The following is an 18,968-nucleotide window of genomic DNA, read 5'->3' on the forward strand; positions in this document are numbered from 1 at the left end:
CGTCACTTCTCAGATTTCCGAGCGAGATATCACCGCTGTACGATAGCAGCATTGGCTATCAAATGATTATCCACAGGCTGCACTCCTGCATTCGCAGTCAGGGCGATCGTTCCATCCACTATATAAATCGTTCGCTTCGTCTGCGCCGCTACACTCGCATCATGGGTGACAACTACGATCGTCGTACCCTGTTGATTTAATTCCGTCAGCAGATCCATAATCTCCTGAGAAGTTTTAGAATCTAATGCGCCCGTCGGCTCATCTGCTAACACCAATGGTGGATGATTTACTAATGCACGGGCGATCGCTCTTCGGTGCTGATTCCCACAAATCGTCTAGAGAAATTTCTTGGATTTTAGTCATGTTTTGAAAGGTTTGACACTCCCAATGCTCTCAGGGTATGGGATTTTGGTTCAGCGATCGACCTTAACCTGTGCTAATTTCTCGACACAAGCCAAAAGTTTTTGGTTAAAAGAAATACCACGAGAAGGCGCTCTATCTTTTACCAAACTCTCTAATACTTGAGTTGCCCAAATAACAGGAACATGAACCGCTTCACAAAGCCAAAGAATTTCTTCTTGGATCTCTGTTAAACGCTGATATCCAATTTCAACGGCTAAGTCGCCTCTAGCTATCGTCACACCAAACCCTTGCTTACCCGATGTATGAATGATTAATTGTGGTAAATTATGAACTGCGATCGCGGTTTCAATCTTAGCCATGTTCGCAGGTCTAGATAATCTTCCCTTAGAGCGATTTTCCAATTCTTGTTGGGGTAACTCGATCTTGGCAGGTTGTTGCACAAAAGAGTAGCCAATAATATCTGCATGAGTAGCGACCCATCATCGATACATACAGGGGTGTTAACTTCCAATAAATCGAGAATTTCGGGAACTGTACAACAGGCTGACACGGACTTTGGCAGATACAAGAATCATTTAATACAGGACTTACGCAGAAACCGGGTTTCTGAACGAAAAATCTAGATTTTAGCCGCAAAATCTGGGTCAGAAACCCGGTTTATTGGGCATGAATGCGTAAGTCCTGTAATAGTTCTGAAGTAGATTAGGCAGCTTCTCACTTTTGATCATCTGACATATCTCTATCAATTTTCTTTATTTCTCGAAAATCTAAATAGAGCCGAAGACAGGTTGTAAGCATTTCAACGACGGCTGTTGCAAAGGCTAAAATCGCGACGTATTCGAGCATTGGTCTCTCCAGATTGCTTTATAGACTACCTGAAGTGTATTCTCTAGTCAGCGTGGTGGGAATGGAAAAAAACGTCCGACTTTTTCCACCCCTATGACATACGGATAGAGCCGATATATCCCGTCTTGCTCATAATTTTAATCAGATCAGCCTGATATTCATCATATGAACCAGGAAAAGTTTGACTGAGCAAATCCTCAGCCATTTGGTTATATCGCTTTATGACTGGGCTTTTTACTGAATCAAGGGAAACTATATCTGTTTTCGGAGGTTTTTGAACTATTACTTTCTGAGATGACTCATCACGAGGCCATTGCCTAAGTGCATCTCTCACTCTCTGCTTCTCTACTGGTCCTTGTTGGAGAGACCAAGGACAATTTTTATTCCAGATTTCTTTTAATCCACTATTTAACCAGTCCAATATGTCTTTTTCTTTCATCTTCACTGATTTAAGTATTTGATAAGCACTGGAAAAACCCAATGAGTTTATGTTTTTGGAATCAATGTCAATGATTTCATCAGATGCTTGACACAAATTTACAAGGCAATCATAGTTCAAATCCATTGCAATCAAATGATAACTCCAGCCATACTTATGCATTTGATAAGAGTTATAGGGAAGAGAGAATCTGGCTTGATTCAAATCAGTTCCTTGCTTTTCCCTCAACCTAGTACGGAGAGTATCTATCTTTGCCCATGCCGACCGCAACTCTTCTGCTGATGCCTCATCTCCAATTATCAAGGCAAGTTCCATTCTTCCTGATTTTTGTCTCAGGAATCGAGCAAATAAATTATCTGAGATAGGAAATCGCTCAGGAGCTTTTACGATTTCCTTTTCCTTTATATTTTTCTCTTTCTGAAATTGTCGATGTAATAGATGATAGAGAGACTTTAATGCAATTTGTATAGTCAATGACTGAGCAATTTCATTTAGCTCTGATGTACTCCCACCCTTTGCCGTATGAGAACCGACAAGAGGATCTGGCAGACATTCACAAGCTCTAACTTCTATATAATCAATAATTGCCTCTGGAAACCTTTCTTCTTCAAGTATGTAAACTGAATAAACAAATCCCTGATCTACTTTTGCAAGCTCGGAACATTTGATTAGGATGCCGATGGATTCAGGCAGTGGATTCGGACAGTTTTCAAGCTCAATAAAGAAATCATTTTTTAGGGGAAACTTTTCTAAGGCAATCAATAATTTCTTAACATCTATCAAGTCCATAAAGCTACTATATGATTCCCAGCTAAAATCTGACAGCAATAATATTGCCGCGTAGAGCTCTCCTATTGGCATACTCAATTGGAGATTCTTCAGAACAAATGACTCTACTTCTTCTTGGTTCGGAATGGAATTGTTTTCAGATATTTCTGAAAAGAGCTTAATACGTAGTCTTCCTAGTAAGCTTTTTTTAAGATGCTGAATAATTTTTTGGTTCATACAATAATACGATCAAGAATTTTCTTTTCACTTGCAATAACTTTACTCTGCTAATTCATTGTGTGGTGTCTGGGGGGATTCCTGCAAATACTAAACATGAGTTAAATTATTAGGCTTCAAAGCTTTAGAAGTCCCAACAGAAGATGGGGAAATATCCATATTTCAAATCAGATGTTACCTGTAACTGCCAGTTCACTTTGAAAATTATGCGGCATAACTAATGATTAGAGAGAAAGTTTCCACTTAATGCGATATCCACCGCAAAAAAGAGCAACAACGACCCGTGAAAATGCTCAAGCTGATAGCGATAGCGTAACAACGACAATCCTTTGACGGGGTGACAACACGGTCAAAAGCCTTGTCTGTAGCGCTCTGTGACAATTTAAGGTAAAAAAAGATGGGTCACTTTTGTGAACCAACCCCATTTATTAAATATGTTACCTCAATTTTACCAAATTCAGCTCCAAAAGCAACTAAAGAATACTGAATATCTGACTCTGAAGATTTTGGTATATGTGTTGCAGGCAGATTGTCGTACAATGTCAATGAGATCGCCTCATCTCTCAGACTAATCTTGGCTGAAGGCAGCTAGCGATCGCTTTAACTGCCGCATCAACTCTATTCTCATTCTGAATGTTTTCGCCCAATATTTTAGCTTGCTGTTGGACTTATTTTGTCAAAGCGTAGGCGATCGCGATGACTGCCACATCGTTTGTTCAAATCAGATAAATTTTTGTGCTTCGGGGGGTGAACCGTCAGCGTCTCGCCATTCCGCGTAAATCTCAGATTGCCGTTGTGCTCCTCTTCCACGTGGGCGATCGCGCTGAGCGTCGATCGCAACTTTAATGGCATTGATGGGTAACTTCAAGCGTTCAGCGATCGTCAATTGCACCTTGCGATCGCCTCAACAATAGAAAGTGTGATGATGTCAAAGACATCACAGACTTTCCAGCATTATTAACAATCGTTTCGGGCTAAACGCTTCACCTCATTTTATGAAAGGATTTCCACTTAATTCAGCAGCTCGTATTCTCCGCCACGTTCTAATGCACGGCGGTATGCGGGACGCCCGTGAATGCGATCGAGAAAGCCCATCAGTTTCGGTCGGCTGCTGTCCAACCCTACCTGTGCAGCCGCCGCCTCCAATGGAAAGCTCATCTGAATATCGGCTGCGGTGAACTCACTACCAACAAACCATAAGCTTTTCTCAAGTTCTGCTTCTACATAACCCAGATGCAGTGCGATTTGAGGATCAATGAACGATTTATTGACGCGAGCCACAATTGACCGCGCGATCGGTCGAGCGAAAAACGGCATCGGACTTGTTTCGATTTGGTTAAAGATTAGCTTCAACACTAGCGGGGGCATCGCAGAGCCCTCAGCATAATGCAGCCAGTAGATGTATCGCAACCGTTCCGGCGTGCCAAGCTCTGGAGCGAGTCGTCCGCCACCGTAACGGTCAACTAAGTATTCGACGATCGCACCGGATTCAGCCAGAGTCAGCGCACCATCGGTAATCACCGGAGACTTTCCCAGTGGATGCACTGCACGCAGCGACGCGGGAGCCAGCATTGTTTTCGGATCGCGCTCGTAGCGCTTGACTTCATACTCTAGGTCGAGTTCCTCTAGCAGCCAGAGCACTCGCTGGGAGCGAGAGTTGTTCAAGTGGTGGACAGTAATCATGTTTTTCTTCTCAGCTTACCAAAAAATTGATGCGGTGAATTGTGAATGGTCAAGAGTGGATGTGTTGATAGAAAACTCGTTTAACAGTTTCTGCACAGAGGATGTAAAGTCCGACAATTGCTGCCAGCACTAACAGGAATTCGAGCGGCAAAGATTGGAATCCCAGTAAACTTGCAAGCGGAGTATAGGGAAGAAATAGTGCGATCATGACGATCGCGATCGTTGACATCAACAAATACTTTCCCGGCTTGCTCGCGAGAATCGATTGCCGCGTCCGAATCACCAGCACAATCATGGATGCAGAAATCACCGATTCCATAGATTAAAAAACTGATCGTTGCAGTCCACTGAATCCACATCTGACTCACCTGTATTTTTAACAGTTGACAGTTGACAGTTGACAGTTGACAGCGAAGTTTTTAGGCAGGGGCTTAAATCCCCTGCCTAAAAACAATCCACCTAAAGGTGGGGGCTTAAATCCCCTGTGCTTTGATGCTTGTGAAAATAGCTGTATAGATCAACTGGGTATTGTTTGGTTTCTACCGCCTCTGCCAGTGAATTTAGCAGTCGATTTCGCAGGCTCAAGCGGTTCTGATAGAATTTGTTTGGCTCGATCTCCGTGGCATTAAAAGCCGATACGCGAGCAGTTTCACACAGTCATTCAGGATAAACCACGCCAGCGCATAGCCCCAAACGAAAAGTGCCCAACCCCAGCCAAGGGGTGTCATAAATACACCATAAACCGCGATTACCGTCGCTATAGCTTGCGTCCCGAATACTGCCATCAATAAAATGCGTGCAGGACGAATCGACCAAAATGGGCCGCGTGTGCGCGTGAGGAAGATCGTCAGATGTCCCGCTACAGATAGCTTCAAATACATCAAGGTTTGAATGTGATCGCGATCGAGATGAAAGACACGCTCCCCAAGATAAAACAAGCCGAACGCGGAGATAACCCCGATCACACCCAGCACTGTAGAAATCCCTAACACCAAGCGCATATCCCAAGCTTCAGGCTGATTGCGGTACTGCACATTGTCATAGGCGATCGACAAAATAGCACCATCATTAAGCAATGCCAGAATCACGATCATCACTGCGGTGACTGGGTAAAAGTTAAACACCAAAATCGCCAGGGTCATCAGCAACAATACACGTAGCGTCTCAGCGATGCGATAGATGGCGTAGCTGTTCATCCGTTGGAAAATGCGGCGACTCTCTTTGATCGCATCAATAATCACTGACAGTCCGGGCGTTGTCAGCACAATCGAAGCCGCTGCACGCGCCGCGTCTGTTGCACCCGAAACAGCGATGCCGCAATCAGCCTTCTTCAATGCAGGGGCATCATTGACTCCATCCCCCGTCATGCCCACAATGTGATTCTGTTTTTGCAGCACATCGACAATGTGGAACTTATGTTCGGGGAACACCTGGGCGAAACCATCCGCTTGTTCGATCGACTGCATGACTGCCGCAGTTTCTTGCTGCTTTGAATCGCCTAGACTACTCGCATCGAGAATGTTTGTGCCTAGCCCCAACTTCTTAGCGGTTTCTTGGGCGATCGCAATGGCATCGCCTGTCACCATCTTGATTTTGATGCCCATCTTGACTGCGCTGGCGATCGTTGATTCAGCATCGTCCCAAGGCGGATCAAACAGCGGTAACACCCCCATAAATTGCCATTGATCATCATTCTCCGATCGCGCCACACCTAATGAGCGAAAGCCGCGTTTTGCAAAGTCGTTGACCGCCTTATCAACATCAGGCTTCACCTGGTCAGCATTCTTTGACAGTGCTAGAATCACCTGTGGCGCGCCTTTCGTCACTTTGAACGTTTTGCCATCCTTGTCTTTTACGGTCGCCTCAGTGCGCTTGTGAACCGGGTCGAAGGGGGTGAAGTGAACAGTCTTGTAAGTCTTTAATGAATCCTGATCTTTGAGTCCGTCTAGAACAGCGAGATCGATCGTGTCGTTATTGTCTGCACTTGATGCCAGTGCGCCATTAAAAATCACTTGATCGGCGGGGATATTGTTGACGCTGAATGGATCGCCCAAAGTCAGCTTGTTCTGGGTCAGAGTGCCAGTTTTATCCGCGCATAAAACGTCCACACCAGCCAATTCCTCGATCGCCACCAACCGACTAACGATCGCTTTTTTCTGAGAAAGTTTCCGTGCACCAACTGCCATCGTCACGGATAACACCGTTGGCATCGCCACAGGAATCGAGGCAACAGTCAGCACCAAAGCAAACTGTAACGTTTCGAGGATAGGGTCATGACGGAACAGCGCAACAGTAATAATCAACGTCACCAATACAAGCGCGAGGACGATCAGGTAGTTGCCAATCTTGAGCACTGCCTTTTGAAAATGGCTGTCTGTATGAGCTTCCTGCACCAGTTGCGCCGTCTTGCCGAAATAGGTTTTGCTACCTGTGGCATAAACCAGCGCGTTACTCTCACCCCGACGCACGATCGAGCCAGAAAATACCGCGTCTCCAGAGTTGCGTGTAGCGGGTAGGGATTCGCCCGTCAGTGTGGACTGATCGATCGACATTGAATCGCCATCCAGCAAGCGGGCATCGGCTGGCACAATGTTACCCAAGCGAAGCCGAATGACATCGCCCGGAACCAGTTCGCGCGCTGGTAATGTCACCCATTGCCCATCACGTTTCGCCTGAGTCTGAGTCGCAAGTTTAGCCTTCAAAGCCGCGATCGCATTGCCCGCCTGACGTTCCTCCCAGAAACCGACCACCGCATTGGTCAACAGTAAAAAGAGAATGATGAAAAAATCTGGCCAGTGTCGCACCACGGCTGACAAAATCACTGCCACTTCGATCATCCACGGAATCGGGCCCCAAAAATAGCTGAGGAATTTCAAGAGTGGGTTAGTCTTCTTTTCCTCAATCTCATTCGGCCCATTTTCAGTCAAGCGCTTTTTTGCCTCGGCTTTCTGGAGACCATCGGGTGACGACTTTAATCTTTTCTGCACTTCTGGTAGTGGCAGAGTTTTCAAATCGTCTTTGGCATCGGGCTGCGATTTGGGATCTTTGGGCGCTTTAGGAGCTTTGGTACTGGGTTTCATGATGTATATTCCTTATTGTTTTTACCAGAAAAAATTGGTTTAAAGCCTTTCCCTTAAAGGCGAGAAATTAAAATCAGACTATTCATTAGACCTCTTGTAGAAATCTTCGAGTCATAGAGCAACCGCAGATATCGGGCAGATGCAACACCGATTGACGCAGATTGTTTCAGGGTATTTTCGGATTTTTGCAAGAGGTATATTACTCCAATCCTCTTCCTTCTAGGTAGAAGTAGCTGTCAACTGTCAACTGTCAACTGTCAACTGTTAACTGAATATCGTGAGTTGTAGTGAAAGGATTGCCGTCTTCAGCTTTCGCTCTCAAGCATTACCTTCGCTTGCAAAAGTTCCTGGTGTTGTGCCTCACTGACCTTGGGATAGTGAAGATTGAGTTCCTTTAATTGGGAATAAATGATTCCTGCTACAGCAAGGCGCGTAAACCATTTATGATCGGCTGAGATGATGTGCCAGGGTGCCCACGCTGTGCTGGTGTGATTGAACATATCTTCGTAAACAGTCATGTAGTCATCCCAAAAAGCACGCTCTTTAGCATCATTGGTGGAGAATTTCCAATTTTTCTCAGGGCGATCGATTCGTTCTAAAAAGCGTTTCTTTTGTTCTTTTTTGGAGACATTCAGGAAAAATTTCAAGATTACTGTCCCGTTCTTGACGAGATAGTTCTCAAAGTTGTTGATTTCCTCAAAACGCTGCTTCCAAAGGTGTTTGTCGATTAGGCTAGGCGGGAGTTGCCGTTGCTCTATGATTTCTGGATGGACTCGTGTTACTAAAATTTCCTCGTAATAAGAGCGGTTAAAAATGCCAATTTTTCCTCGTTCTGGTAGCGCCTTAGAACATCGCCATAGATAGTCATGATCCAACTCTTCTGTAGACGGAGCTTTGAAGCTATGCACTTGACATCCCTGGGGATTGATGCCGGACATGACGTGCTTAATAGTGCTATCTTTTCCCGCCGCATCCATCGCTTGAAAAATAATCAGCAACGAGTAAGTATTTTGGGCATAAAGCATATCTTGGTAATGTTTTAAAGCCTCAATCACTTCCCGCAAGTCACTTTTAGAGTCCGACTTTTTCAGATAATGGGCTTTATAATCTGGGTCGTAGTCTTTGGCAAGGGAAATTTTCTGCCCTGGCGGCACAATCAAGGGACGCATAAATTCGGCATGACTTTTGCTGGAAAATAGTTTCAATCCTGAATCAGGTTTGCTGTGGCGATCGCTCATTATTTTCTTGCTCCCTGGAGATTGAATGATGTGCTTGGTCTTACCTTGAAATAGATGACTGCGCCGATGACTTTAACAGAAGTGTTTGAGCAGTTCGTCATCGAAATTTCGCTAACGGTGATGAATAGTAATGAGTTTGGTGATGTGCGGCATCAGCCTAAATAAGAAATCCCAGCTTTCTACCGTTTTCGCGAGCAATATGAAGTAACTCAATCTGTTGTTGATGGTTCAGACCCATCCATCCACTCGCATGAATAATGATGTTGGAATGTATCTCAATGACTTTAGCTCTGATATGAGTAAAACGCTGTACGCCAAGAACTCGCCGGATTAAAGAAACAATGGGTGCAAACATGAACAATTATCCTTTTGATTTTTGAATGATTAAGCTGTTATGTATTTGAAATTTTAGGGGCATAACAGCTTATTGGAAGCGAATCCCAAAGACTGAATAACTTGAAAGGGCAGAGGCTCTACAGCCCCACGCCGACCTTAATTGATTGATGTTCCAGCGGGGCATATCTTGATTTAACTGTTTGCTGTCGATCGCCTGATGTAAAGCGTTTACTCAAGGGCTGGTAAGGGTTTGCCATTCCTGAATTGCAGCAGCGGGAACCGATAATCGGACGGCTTTCCCGTCGAGGGTTGGGACTGTCAATTGCAAGGGAATTTCTGCCTGCAACTGCGATAGGGCAAGCTTAATGTCATATTCCCCAACATTCGCTGGAGTGGCTGTGTCCTGAGAAATGTTGCTAGAAATATCCTTAGCAGTCAGTGTTTGTCCCAGGGATGTGGTTAGGGTGAGCGGTTGAGTGCGATCGAGCTCCGCCCCACCGGGAAAACTGATGAGTCGCAGGGAGACGATCGCACTTCCTTCGGGATGGACGCGCTTAAATGCGATCGCCTGCCACGTTTTTCCAGCTTGATCTTGCAGGCTTTGCCGAGATTGGTAGAGCATCTGGCCTGGATATTCTTCGATTTGCGTCACAACAGCAAAAGCGGGTAAGGAATTTCCCACCAGCAGTAAGCCGCAAATGCAAACGGTTAGCAGCCAGCGCCAAGGGGAGATTTTAAATCGATTAAAGCTGATTAAGTTGATCATAAAAGTCCTCATGAGTTTCAAGTTTTTGGTAGTTTCAGTGTAAACAATTGGAGGTTTAATCCAATTGTTTTTGTGAATTAATTGGAGGCAATACGCTCTCCCGAAGCCTTCCAGCCTGCAAAGCTAGGGGGAAATCCCTGTACATTCTCATAGCCCAACAGGTGTAGAGTCATGACTCCCATTGCCGAGCGATAGCCCGTTGAACAGTACAACACCACCGGGCGATCGCGCGGGATTTCATTCAAGTTTTGAGCCAGTGTGCGAAGCGGAATATTGATCGCGTTAGGGATATGTCCCGACTTATACTCAGAGGGTTCTCGCACATCTACCAACACAGTTTGAGGATTTTTTAATCGGGTTTTCAATCCTGCAACATTGGCGATCGTGAAATAGCCTGATGGAATTGAAGTGAGAAAGCGATCGACCTCCGATTCCAGATTCACAGCGACTTCAGAGATTGCTGGACTCTCTTGAGCAATCACGCCAGTTTCGGCCAAAGACCCCGCCAGAACTGAGTTTTGACCAAGGGTAAATAAAACACAAATACCTAGTAAAAATCCCCAAAATATTGTCTGAATTGATTTCTTGCAGCTTATTAAAAACATTCTCTGACCCCATCTTTAAGAACTTGATGAGCGTTCATTGCGCTTCGTCAACCATTTCTTGCAGCGTTTTGTCATACTTTTAACGCTCTATGATCTAATTTGGTTTGCAGTTCGGTCAGGTGAACCCCGATCAGGTTGGGTAGAACGAGATTGGCAGCACCAACACGACTGGGAGAACCGATGCCGATCGACCCCATACCAGCAGCGATCGCAGCGGCAACACCAACCGGGGCATCTTCCACCACCACACAGTGAGCTGGAGCAAGTCCTAACTGAGTTGCGGCGTACAGAAAAATGTCAGGGGCTGGCTTAGGACGATCGACGCTGTAGCCATCTGCGATCGCATCGACGTGCTCGGCAATCCCCAACTTTTCAATCACAGCTTTGGCATTCTTGCTGGCAGATCCGATCGCAATTTTCATACCCGCTTGCCTCAGTTCGTCCAAAAGCGCGATCGCTCCTGGCAAAAGATTCTGCGGTGTGATGCTTTGAATCGATGCCACATAGTAGCGATTTTTGCGCTCCATCATTTCCTGGATCTGGGCTTCAGAGTACGGGCGATCGCCCACAATCAGCATCAAAGATTTGCGTCTAGCGACACCTCGCAGTGCCTCATTTGCCTTTCGGTTAAAGGGCAGATGCTCTTCGTCAGCCAGTTTCTGCCAAGCACGATAATGAAATTCAGCCGTGTCTGTGAGAACCCCGTCAAGGTCGAAAATGAACCCCTGAATGTCAGTCGCGTGATCGTCAGATCCATAAGCCTGCGACGGCACTAGATCGAAGCAGTGCCAAGTGCCGCGCCAGTTCAGCTTGAATTTGAGACGAGTCCAGGTGGGAGGGAGGTGCGGAGTGGCAACGGGGCCACTGTCTTTCAGTTGAATGCCGCCAAAGCCAAACACCACAGCTTGCCAGACTCCGCCTGCGGAAGCCCCATGAATACCATCTATGGTATTGCCGCGATTATCATCAAGATCGACCATCGCAGCCTGCATCAAATGCTTGTAGGCATCTTCTACCTCACCTAGATTGGCGGCGAGGCTCGCGTGAATGGCGGGTGTCAGGGACGATCCGTAGGTGCTGTCTGTGCGGGGCGCGTAGTAGTCCCAGTTTTTTTGCAGCACATTACAATAATCCGGGAGAGCTTGCGTGTCTCGCATCAAGTAGAGGAGCATCAACACATCGGGTTGCTTGAGTACCTGCCGCTGATTTGTGGCGTCAATACCGAGAATTGCTTGCATCGAGCGATCGCGGGGCTCATACTTGCTTAAATCGATATCTTGAAGCTTGAAAAACCCCTCAAACTGCTCGATTAGACCTGTTTTAACATCGTGAGGAATATACAGCTTGTCAATCATTGTCTGCCACAGCCGCCGCTGCTCTGCGGTGAGTTGCAGTTCTTGTGCCAGTGCAGTTGCCCGATCTGGAAACGTCTGTTGTAGCCAGTCGTAGACAGCTACAGCCTTTTCGAGATGCCACTGCACCATCCGATTGGTGAAGGCATTGTTATTGACTCGCTCATGGTATTCATCCGCTCCAATCACCCCGCACAGTTCATACCGTTCCTGCTCGGCGTGCCACTCCAGCCGGCTCATCCAGAACAGCGCCGTGTCGAGGATGATTTCAGCGCCATAGTCGCGCAGCCAGTTATCGTCGCCCGTTGCCTGCCAGTAGTGCCAGACAGCTAATGCAATGTCAGCACTCAGATGAATTTCGCGATCGCGACACCAGATGCGGACTACTTCTGCATAGGGGTCGGTCGATATCGACGTTTGGGGCGTTACCTCATCGCCAGTGGTGGCACTTTCCCAGGCAAACATTGCGCCCTTGTAGCCACTATGGGCGGCTTTGCGACGTGCGCCCTCCAGGGTGTGATAGCGATAGGTGAGCAAGTTGCGGGCGATCGCAGGTTGCGTAAAAGTAAAAAAGGGCAGGATGAAAATTTCGGTATCCCAAAAAATATGCCCTCGGTAGCCAAACCCAGACAGCGTTTTAGCCGGAACGCTGACTCGATCGTTGTGAGAGGAGGCGCTGATCAGGAGTTGAAATATGTTGTAGCGCACTGCCAACTGAGCCGTGCGATCGCCCTCGATCTCAATATCGCTGTGTTCCCAAACGGCATCCCACGCCCGCCGATGAGCATCAAGGAGCACCCTGTATGCTGGCAGATTCGCCAGTTTGTCCTGGGCTGCTTGCAGTGGGATCTCAACATCCTGGGACGTAAACACTGTCGCGACCTTTTCAATGCTGATAGTCTGTCCCGCGATCGCACTGAAGACGCTCAATACGGTAGAGTCACCGCGAGCATTTGTCACCTGAAAAGAGGCATCAGCGCCAATCACCGCCAGTTTGAACGCCATACTGAGATCAATGTGAGAACTGCGGGTGCGTACCTGTAGCCAAACGCCCTGCCCTGTCCCTTTTTCGATCTGTCCCGAATCGATCTGCTCCCAGTGGTTAAAGCCTTGGGTGTCAGGATAACCATTGAGGCTGGACTGTACCTCGATCGTGCCGCTAAAGTCGATCGGTGTGATTTGACAGCACAGTCCTAGTACGTGGTGATCGTCTAGGCTGGCAAAGCGCTCAAACTTTAAATCCAATGTCTTGCCAGTGGGACTCCGCCAGCGCACTGAGCGGCTCAAAAGCCCATGATGTAAGTCAAGCTGCCGTTCGTAATGAAGGATTTCGCCGCGATCGAGCCGAAACCGTTCTCCGTCAAGAGCGATCGTCAAAGATAGCCAGTCAGGACAGTTTGCCAACTCGGTATAGATCACGGGCACATCGTCATAAACCCCATGAATTAAGGTGGCTGGCAACGCCTCTGGGTATCCTTCCTCAAAACTGCCCCGCGTCCCTAAACAACCGTTGCCGATCGTAAAGACGGTTTCTCTAGCACACAACTGCTCTGGATCAAATTGAGCTTCACGCAGCGTCCAATCTGTGTAAATCAAATCACGAGAGTCTTCTAGAATTTTCATGTTTGTTAGGGAGTGAGGTTGGCTGAACATGGGGGCAACGATCCCGAAATGGCGCAGGGGGTTTGGTTTCATGCTGCCGTCCTTTCCATCGCTGCCTTGTATTCGCCCTGACGCGCCGCCCCATTACACTTGGCTCGATGCAGCAGTGCCTGTTGTGCCGCCAACACGTTGGACTCCTTGCCGTGCCAAAGTTCCAACGCGGGCTGCTGGATGGCGCGGGCATAGGAAAACGTCAATGCCCAAGGCGATCGCGCTTTGAATCTCAGATTCATGGCATTCAAACGAGCCGATGCCTGTTCAGCGGATTGACCGCCCGACAGGAATGCAATCCCCGGAACAGCAGCGGGAACCGATCGCAACAAACACTGCACCGTAGCATCAGCAACCTCCTCCACCGATGCTTGCTGGGGACAGGTCAATCCCGGCAGTACCATGTTGGGTTTGAGGATCATGCCCTCTAGCATCACCCGTTGTGTATAAAGCTGTTGGAAGACCGTTTGCAGGACTTTCGCCGTCACTTCGCCGCATTGCGATCGGGTATGATCACCCGCCATCAATACCTCTGGCTCGACAATGGGAACCAGTCCAGCTTCCTGGCACAACGCCGCATAGCGAGCTAAGGCCTGGGCGTTTGCTTCGATGCAGCCTTGGCTGGGAATGTCCGTGCCGATCGTAATCACCGCCCGCCACTTAGCAAAACGAGCGCCCATAAGAGCATATTCCTGGAGGCGATCGCGCAAGCCATCCAGACCCTCGGTAATGGTTTCGCCCGGATGACCTGCCATATCCTTAGCTCCAATATCCACTTTGATACCAGGAATGATTCCCGCTTCGGTGATGACTTGCACAAAGGGCGTACCATCTTTTTTTTGCTGGCGGATCGTTTCGTCGTAGAGGATCGCGCCACTGATGAACTCGCCGAGACCGGGCGTGGTGATCAGCAACTCTCGATAGGCGCGTCGGTATTCCTCTGTTTGCGGAATCCCCAGTTTGGCAAAGCGTTTGTTGCAGGTGGGATTGCTCTCATCCATTGCTAGCAGTCCCTTGTCATTGGCGACTAGCATTTTGGCAGTGTCTATAAGCTTTTGGTAATTCATTGCTCCATCTCCAGTTGCGGATTTCCCGTCGCGATGCTTCACCCAACCACTGCCGCGCTTCAGCGGTGTCGGTGCGATCGAAGTAGTGGATCGTCGCTTTTGAGTTGCTAAGGAATGAAAATTTAATAACTTAAGCGATTGACTCGTTTTACTCGTTACCAGGCTCTGCCTGGTAATGCAGATCCGGAGGCTCTGCCTCTCTTGGACTTGCCGCTTATGGAAACAGAGGAGTGTGGCAGAGGTTTAATTTATGGCGTTGCTGAATTGGGAGATGAAATCTGTAGGGGCAATCCCCCCGTGGTTGCCCCCACCGCCGATGGGGTAAGCACGGGGGCTTTACCCCTACTAACCCATCATACTTTCATTCAGCAACGCCCGTTCCTAACAATAGCTACCTATGATTGTTTAAAGGTTTGTCCGCTTCAACGGAGGAACTCCTTAGCTGTCGATTCCCAGTAGCCTGGGCGATTGTAATGCTGATGCAGTCTGGTCTCGTAATCCCGCGATAGCAGCGACTCCTCTGTATATGCCGGTGCTTGCTTGATGGTTTCGCGGGGAAGGTTGACAAAGACTTTTGACTCGCCCCAACTCACGCGATCGATCCATTGCGGTGCCAACAGAATCTTTTGTCCGGGCCACCAATTGCGTGTATCGACGATGAGATACCTAATCGTCCACGTCTCCTCATCAATGATGAAATCTTCAATGTGACCCAGTTCCCCGTCTGCGGCTTGAATGTGATAACCAGTCACCTCATGGGTACTACGCAAATGAGGATCCCACCCTTTCTCTTCTGGGGTGGTTTCGGCCTGTTTTTCAGGGTTAGGCTCCAGGTAGGGGTAGGGATACGATCCCCACATATAGGAATAGGAACCGCTCCAATACATCGGCCATCCATAATATCCGTAGTAGTCCGTCTCAAATTGTTGGGAGACTGGCTTGTCGCTGCTCAAGGAAGGACTGCTCTCAATCTGCTTTTTGGTCAAATTGATGGTGATGTGATGCTGTTCTTTCACCCGTGCCGCCAGCGCATAAGGAGAGATCAGTACCTGCCTGCCCGTCAGCCAGTTTCCTGTGTCAGCGACTAAATAGCGAATTGTCCAGTAATGGTCATCAAAGTAGAACTCTTTAACCTTCCCGATTTCATCATGGAGGTTTGCCAATTTGTAACCTTCTAGAGTCTTAGCTTTACTCAGCATAGAAACCTTCTCCTTAATAATCAATTTTTGCTTAGAGGACGATAGTCAGGGCAATAAGCGTGATTGCTCAGTGAGAACACCAGCGGGGTTTACGGATCGCGCGTAAATAGTGGTTATTTGTAAAGAAATGACAGTTCCTACAGGGAAGTGTATGGAAGTAGTTGAACGTTATATTTTTTGCTCTGACCACTTTCCAAGTTTTTGCCAGCATCAGAATGGAAATGACCAGAACTATCAGGGAGCCGAAGCGAATGACAGATAATCTGTCTCCAGATATAATCACTCTCTCCTGGTTTGTTAGAACTGGTTTGGTTGCGATCGGGGTAACAGAAGTCTGTTTTACTTCCAGGTCATACTTGTTCATGGCTCGATTCAACTCCACATAGAGGATGCAGAATCGAACCGCCGTTTTCATGGTTTGAATTGAATGGGCATTTGAGACTCCTTTGCATCATTTCAATTAGGTACAGGCGTTTTTTCGATCAGCAATTTCCCTTTCTGCGTTGCACCCGCACTCCATTTCCAGTCACGGATTTCCGGCAGATCCTGGCCATGTTGGTTAATGTACAGCTTGTGCTCAATCAGCTTGTCCTGCATCATCTGCTTCAGGTAAGACCCCTTCGCGCCTAAATGTGGCAGACGATCGATCGCGTCTTGCACGAGATGGAAGCGATCGAGGTCATTTTGCACCCGCATATCAAAAGCAGTCGTGATCGTGCCCTCTTCCTTGTAGCCCCGGACGTGGAGGTTGCGATTGGTGCGGCGGTAGGTTAGTCGGTGTACCAGCCAGGGGTAGCCATGAAAGCCAAAGATGATGTGTTTGTCTGTTGTAAAAAGCGAGTCGTAGTCCGCTTCGCTCAGTCCGTGGGGGTGTTCGCTGGCAGACTGCAACTTCATCAGATCGACCACATTAACAACCCGGATTTTCAGATCGGGGAGATGTTCGCGCAGAATCGAAACCGCCGCCAAAATCTCTAGCGTCGGCGTATCGCCACAGCAAGCCATCACTACGTCCGGTTCAGAGTCCTGGTCATTGCTAGCCCATTGCCAAATCCCGATGCCTTCGGTGCAATGGATAACCGCTTCGTCCATCGTCAGCCATTGCGGCAGGGCGTGTTTACCAGCTACCACCACATTCACGTAATGACGACTCCGCAAGCAGTGATCGAAGACTGACAGCAAACAGTTGCCATCGGCTGGCAGATACACCCGGACGATATCGGCTTTCTTGTTGATTACATGGTCGATAAAACCGGGGTCTTGGTGCGTGAAGCCGTTGTGATCCTGTTGCCAGACATGGGAGGCGAGTAGATAGTTGAGCGATGCGATCGGTCGTCTCCAGGGAAGTTCCGCCGTGACCTTCAGCCATTTGGCGTGCTGGCTAAACATTGAATCCACAATGCGAATGAAAGCTTCATAGCTATTGAATAGCCCGTGTCGTCCAGTCAGCAGATAGCCTTCTAACCAACCCTCGCACTGATGCTCACTCAGCATTGAGTCCAGCACCCGTCCATCGGGCGCGAGAAACTCATCATTGCGTTCTTCTCGTGCGTCCCACTGTCGATTCGTAACTTCAAACACTGCACCTAAAAGATTCGAGAGCGTTTCATCGGGCCCGAAGATCCGAAAATTCCGCTGTTCCTGATTCAGCTTGGCTACATCTCGCAAGAACTTGCCGAGCACGAGCGTATCCTGACCGTCAACAGCACCGGGCGTAGGCACTGTCACCGCGTAGTTGCGGAAGTCTGGCAGATGCAGGTCACGCAGCAGCAAACCACCGTTGGCGTGAGGATTTGCGCCCATTCGTCGATCGCCCTGCGGAGCTAATTCTGCCAATTCCGGCAGCAGGCGTCCGGTTTCATCGAACAGTTCTTCTGCTTTGTAGCTTTTCATCCAGCTTTCTAGCAGTTGGACATGATCGGGATGCTCGGAATTCACCAGTAATGGCACTTGATGCGATCGCGATGTGCCCTCGATTTGCAAGCCATCGACCACTTTCGGTCCCGTCCAACCCTTGGGAGACTTGAGGACGATCACCGGCCAGCGCGGTCGAGTTGCGTTGTTCTGGTTTCGCGCATTGCTTTGATTTTGCCGGATGTCTGCGATCGCGCGATCCAACGTGCTAGCCATCAGTTCGTGCATCTTTTCAGGATCATCGCCTTCCACAAAGTAAGGTGTCCAGCCGCAGCCTCGGAGAAATTGCTCCAATTCTTCAGGCTCAATGCGAGCGAGGACGGTGGGGTTGTTAATCTTGTAGCCATTCAAGTGCAGAATCGGCAGCACGGCACCGTCAGTAATTGGGTTGAGCAACTTGTTGGATTGCCAAGCGGTCGCCAGAGGCCCCGTCTCCGCTTCACCATCGCCAATGACGCAGGCAACAATTAGACCGGGATTATCGAAGGCTGCTCCGAAGGCATGGCTGAGGGAATACCCCAGTTCACCGCCTTCGTGAATTGACCCTGGCGTTGTGGGTGCTACATGGCTGGAAATCCCGCCAGGAAACGAGAATTGTTGGAACAGTTTTTTCAGACCCGCTTCATCCTGGGTAATGTTCGGATAAATCTCGCTCCAGGTGCCTTCGAGGTAAACATTGCCTACGATCGCAGGGCCACCGTGACCGGGCCCGGCAATGTAGAACATATCCAAGTCATACTTCTTAATCACCCGATTCAAATGCACATAGATGAAGTTCTGCCCCGGTGTTGTACCCCAATGTCCGACGACTAGCGGTTTGACGTGGGAAAGTTTCAGCGGCTCCTTTAGCAGCGGGTTGTCGTAGAGGTAGATCTGTCCAACAGACAAATAGTTTGCGGCACGCCAGTAAGCATCAATGTTATGAAGTAATGTCGGGGAAAGTGTGCGGGAAAGCATTTTGAGTGTCATGGTTTAAAGGTTCTTATGTGAACCGAGATTGAGGATACGGACAATGGAGCGCGTTAGGGATATGTCCCGACTTATATTCAGAGGGTTCTCGCACATCTACCAATACGGTTTGAGGATTTTTTAATCGGATTTTCAATCTTGCAACATTGGCGATCGTGAAATAGCCTGGTGGAAGCGACGTGAGAAAGCGATCGACCTCCGATTCCAGATTCACAGCGACTTCAGAGATTGCTGGACTCTCTTGAGCAATCACGCCAGTTTTGGCGAAAGGCACTGCCAAAACTGAGTTTTGCCCCAGGGTAAATAAAACACAAAGACTTAGTAAAAATCCCCAAAATATTGTCTAAATTTATTTCTTGCAGCTTATTAAAGACATTAGGTAATAAATACCTTACTGGTTGTTATATCTCTCTTTTATAACTGAGTCCCAATCCCCTCGTATCCTCCTAAAGA

15 protein-coding genes are annotated in these 18,968 nt (G+C 48.1%); all 15 read right to left on the reverse strand.

The genetic code is table 11. From position 1 onward, the window contains the following. Positions 1-29: 29 nt before the first annotated feature. The 15 genes from K4039_RS28665 to K4039_RS28735 all read right to left on the reverse strand — a co-directional run bounded on the left by K4039_RS28665 (position 30) and on the right by K4039_RS28735 (position 18,789). A complete protein-coding gene (locus K4039_RS28665; protein WP_265239912.1) occupies positions 30-275 on the reverse strand; it encodes a hypothetical protein in 246 nt (81 codons plus the stop codon). A 138-nt stretch (positions 276-413) separates the two neighbouring features. Continuing rightward, positions 414-821 (reverse strand): pyruvate kinase, encoded by a 408-nt coding sequence (locus K4039_RS28670; protein ID WP_321161675.1) that lies wholly within the window; start codon positions 819-821, stop codon positions 414-416. 479 nt (positions 822-1,300) lie between these two features. Next, a complete protein-coding gene (locus K4039_RS28675; protein WP_265239913.1) occupies positions 1,301-2,653 on the reverse strand; it encodes a hypothetical protein in 1,353 nt (450 codons plus the stop codon). Between the two features lie 651 nt (positions 2,654-3,304). After that, on the reverse strand, positions 3,305-3,505 hold the full coding sequence (locus K4039_RS28680; RefSeq protein WP_265239915.1) for a hypothetical protein: 201 nt from the start codon (positions 3,503-3,505) through the stop codon (positions 3,305-3,307). 159 nt (positions 3,506-3,664) lie between these two features. Beyond that, a complete protein-coding gene (locus K4039_RS28685) occupies positions 3,665-4,336 on the reverse strand; it encodes a glutathione S-transferase (RefSeq protein ID WP_265239916.1) in 672 nt (223 codons plus the stop codon). Between the two features lie 49 nt (positions 4,337-4,385). Continuing rightward, the gene (locus K4039_RS28690) at positions 4,386-4,655 is read right to left on the reverse strand and encodes a cation transporting ATPase C-terminal domain-containing protein (RefSeq protein ID WP_265239917.1); all 270 of its coding nucleotides are present in this window, start codon (positions 4,653-4,655) and stop codon (positions 4,386-4,388) included. A gap of 262 nt (positions 4,656-4,917) precedes the next feature. Further along, positions 4,918-7,416, reverse strand: a complete 2,499-nt coding sequence (locus K4039_RS28695) for a plasma-membrane proton-efflux P-type ATPase (RefSeq protein WP_265239918.1) — start codon at positions 7,414-7,416, stop codon at positions 4,918-4,920. A gap of 305 nt (positions 7,417-7,721) precedes the next feature. Then, positions 7,722-8,654: a polyphosphate kinase 2 family protein gene (locus tag K4039_RS28700; protein ID WP_265239919.1), complete on the reverse strand. Its 933-nt coding sequence runs from the start codon at positions 8,652-8,654 to the stop codon at positions 7,722-7,724. 568 nt (positions 8,655-9,222) lie between these two features. After that, entirely contained in the window at positions 9,223-9,756 is a 534-nt protein-coding gene (locus K4039_RS28705) for a DUF3122 domain-containing protein (RefSeq protein ID WP_265239920.1), read from the reverse strand. A 77-nt stretch (positions 9,757-9,833) separates the two neighbouring features. After that, entirely contained in the window at positions 9,834-10,361 is a 528-nt protein-coding gene (locus K4039_RS28710) for a rhodanese-like domain-containing protein (protein WP_265239921.1), read from the reverse strand. 71 nt (positions 10,362-10,432) lie between these two features. After that, positions 10,433-13,408, reverse strand: a complete 2,976-nt coding sequence (gene pgmB / locus K4039_RS28715) for a beta-phosphoglucomutase (RefSeq protein ID WP_265239922.1) — start codon at positions 13,406-13,408, stop codon at positions 10,433-10,435. Beyond that, on the reverse strand, positions 13,405-14,433 hold the full coding sequence (locus K4039_RS28720) for a class I fructose-bisphosphate aldolase (RefSeq protein ID WP_265239923.1): 1,029 nt from the start codon (positions 14,431-14,433) through the stop codon (positions 13,405-13,407). The genes pgmB and K4039_RS28720 overlap by 4 nt, the downstream gene beginning before the upstream one ends. 422 nt (positions 14,434-14,855) lie before the next feature. Next, positions 14,856-15,632 (reverse strand): PRC-barrel domain-containing protein, encoded by a 777-nt coding sequence (locus tag K4039_RS28725; protein WP_265239924.1) that lies wholly within the window; start codon positions 15,630-15,632, stop codon positions 14,856-14,858. A gap of 456 nt (positions 15,633-16,088) precedes the next feature. After that, the gene (locus K4039_RS28730) at positions 16,089-18,515 is read right to left on the reverse strand and encodes a phosphoketolase (RefSeq protein WP_265239926.1); all 2,427 of its coding nucleotides are present in this window, start codon (positions 18,513-18,515) and stop codon (positions 16,089-16,091) included. 13 nt (positions 18,516-18,528) lie between these two features. Then, positions 18,529-18,789, reverse strand: a complete 261-nt coding sequence (locus K4039_RS28735; protein ID WP_265239977.1) for a rhodanese-like domain-containing protein — start codon at positions 18,787-18,789, stop codon at positions 18,529-18,531. Positions 18,790-18,968 lie beyond the last annotated feature (179 nt).

The sequence above is a fragment of the Lyngbya sp. CCAP 1446/10 genome (genome assembly GCF_026130175.1).
GTDB lineage: Bacteria > Cyanobacteriota > Cyanobacteriia > Cyanobacteriales > Microcoleaceae > Microcoleus.

What these genes read in the sequence shown, in the direction of transcription:
- K4039_RS28705 (WP_265239920.1), bottom strand. Translation starts at nt 9,756, where the DNA reads ATGATCAACTTAATCAGCTTTAATCGATTTAAAATCTCCCCTTGGCGC.
- K4039_RS28710 (WP_265239921.1), bottom strand. Translation starts at nt 10,361, where the DNA reads ATGTTTTTAATAAGCTGCAAGAAATCAATTCAGACAATATTTTGGGGA.
- K4039_RS28675 (WP_265239913.1), bottom strand. Translation starts at nt 2,653, where the DNA reads ATGAACCAAAAAATTATTCAGCATCTTAAAAAAAGCTTACTAGGAAGA.
- K4039_RS28730 (WP_265239926.1), bottom strand. Translation starts at nt 18,515, where the DNA reads ATGACACTCAAAATGCTTTCCCGCACACTTTCCCCGACATTACTTCAT.
- pgmB (WP_265239922.1), bottom strand. Translation starts at nt 13,408, where the DNA reads ATGAAACCAAACCCCCTGCGCCATTTCGGGATCGTTGCCCCCATGTTC.
- K4039_RS28690 (WP_265239917.1), bottom strand. Translation starts at nt 4,655, where the DNA reads ATGGAATCGGTGATTTCTGCATCCATGATTGTGCTGGTGATTCGGACG.
- K4039_RS28700 (WP_265239919.1), bottom strand. Translation starts at nt 8,654, where the DNA reads ATGAGCGATCGCCACAGCAAACCTGATTCAGGATTGAAACTATTTTCC.
- K4039_RS28685 (WP_265239916.1), bottom strand. Translation starts at nt 4,336, where the DNA reads ATGATTACTGTCCACCACTTGAACAACTCTCGCTCCCAGCGAGTGCTC.
- K4039_RS28725 (WP_265239924.1), bottom strand. Translation starts at nt 15,632, where the DNA reads ATGCTGAGTAAAGCTAAGACTCTAGAAGGTTACAAATTGGCAAACCTC.
- K4039_RS28720 (WP_265239923.1), bottom strand. Translation starts at nt 14,433, where the DNA reads ATGAATTACCAAAAGCTTATAGACACTGCCAAAATGCTAGTCGCCAAT.
- K4039_RS28680 (WP_265239915.1), bottom strand. Translation starts at nt 3,505, where the DNA reads ATGCCATTAAAGTTGCGATCGACGCTCAGCGCGATCGCCCACGTGGAA.
- K4039_RS28695 (WP_265239918.1), bottom strand. Translation starts at nt 7,416, where the DNA reads ATGAAACCCAGTACCAAAGCTCCTAAAGCGCCCAAAGATCCCAAATCG.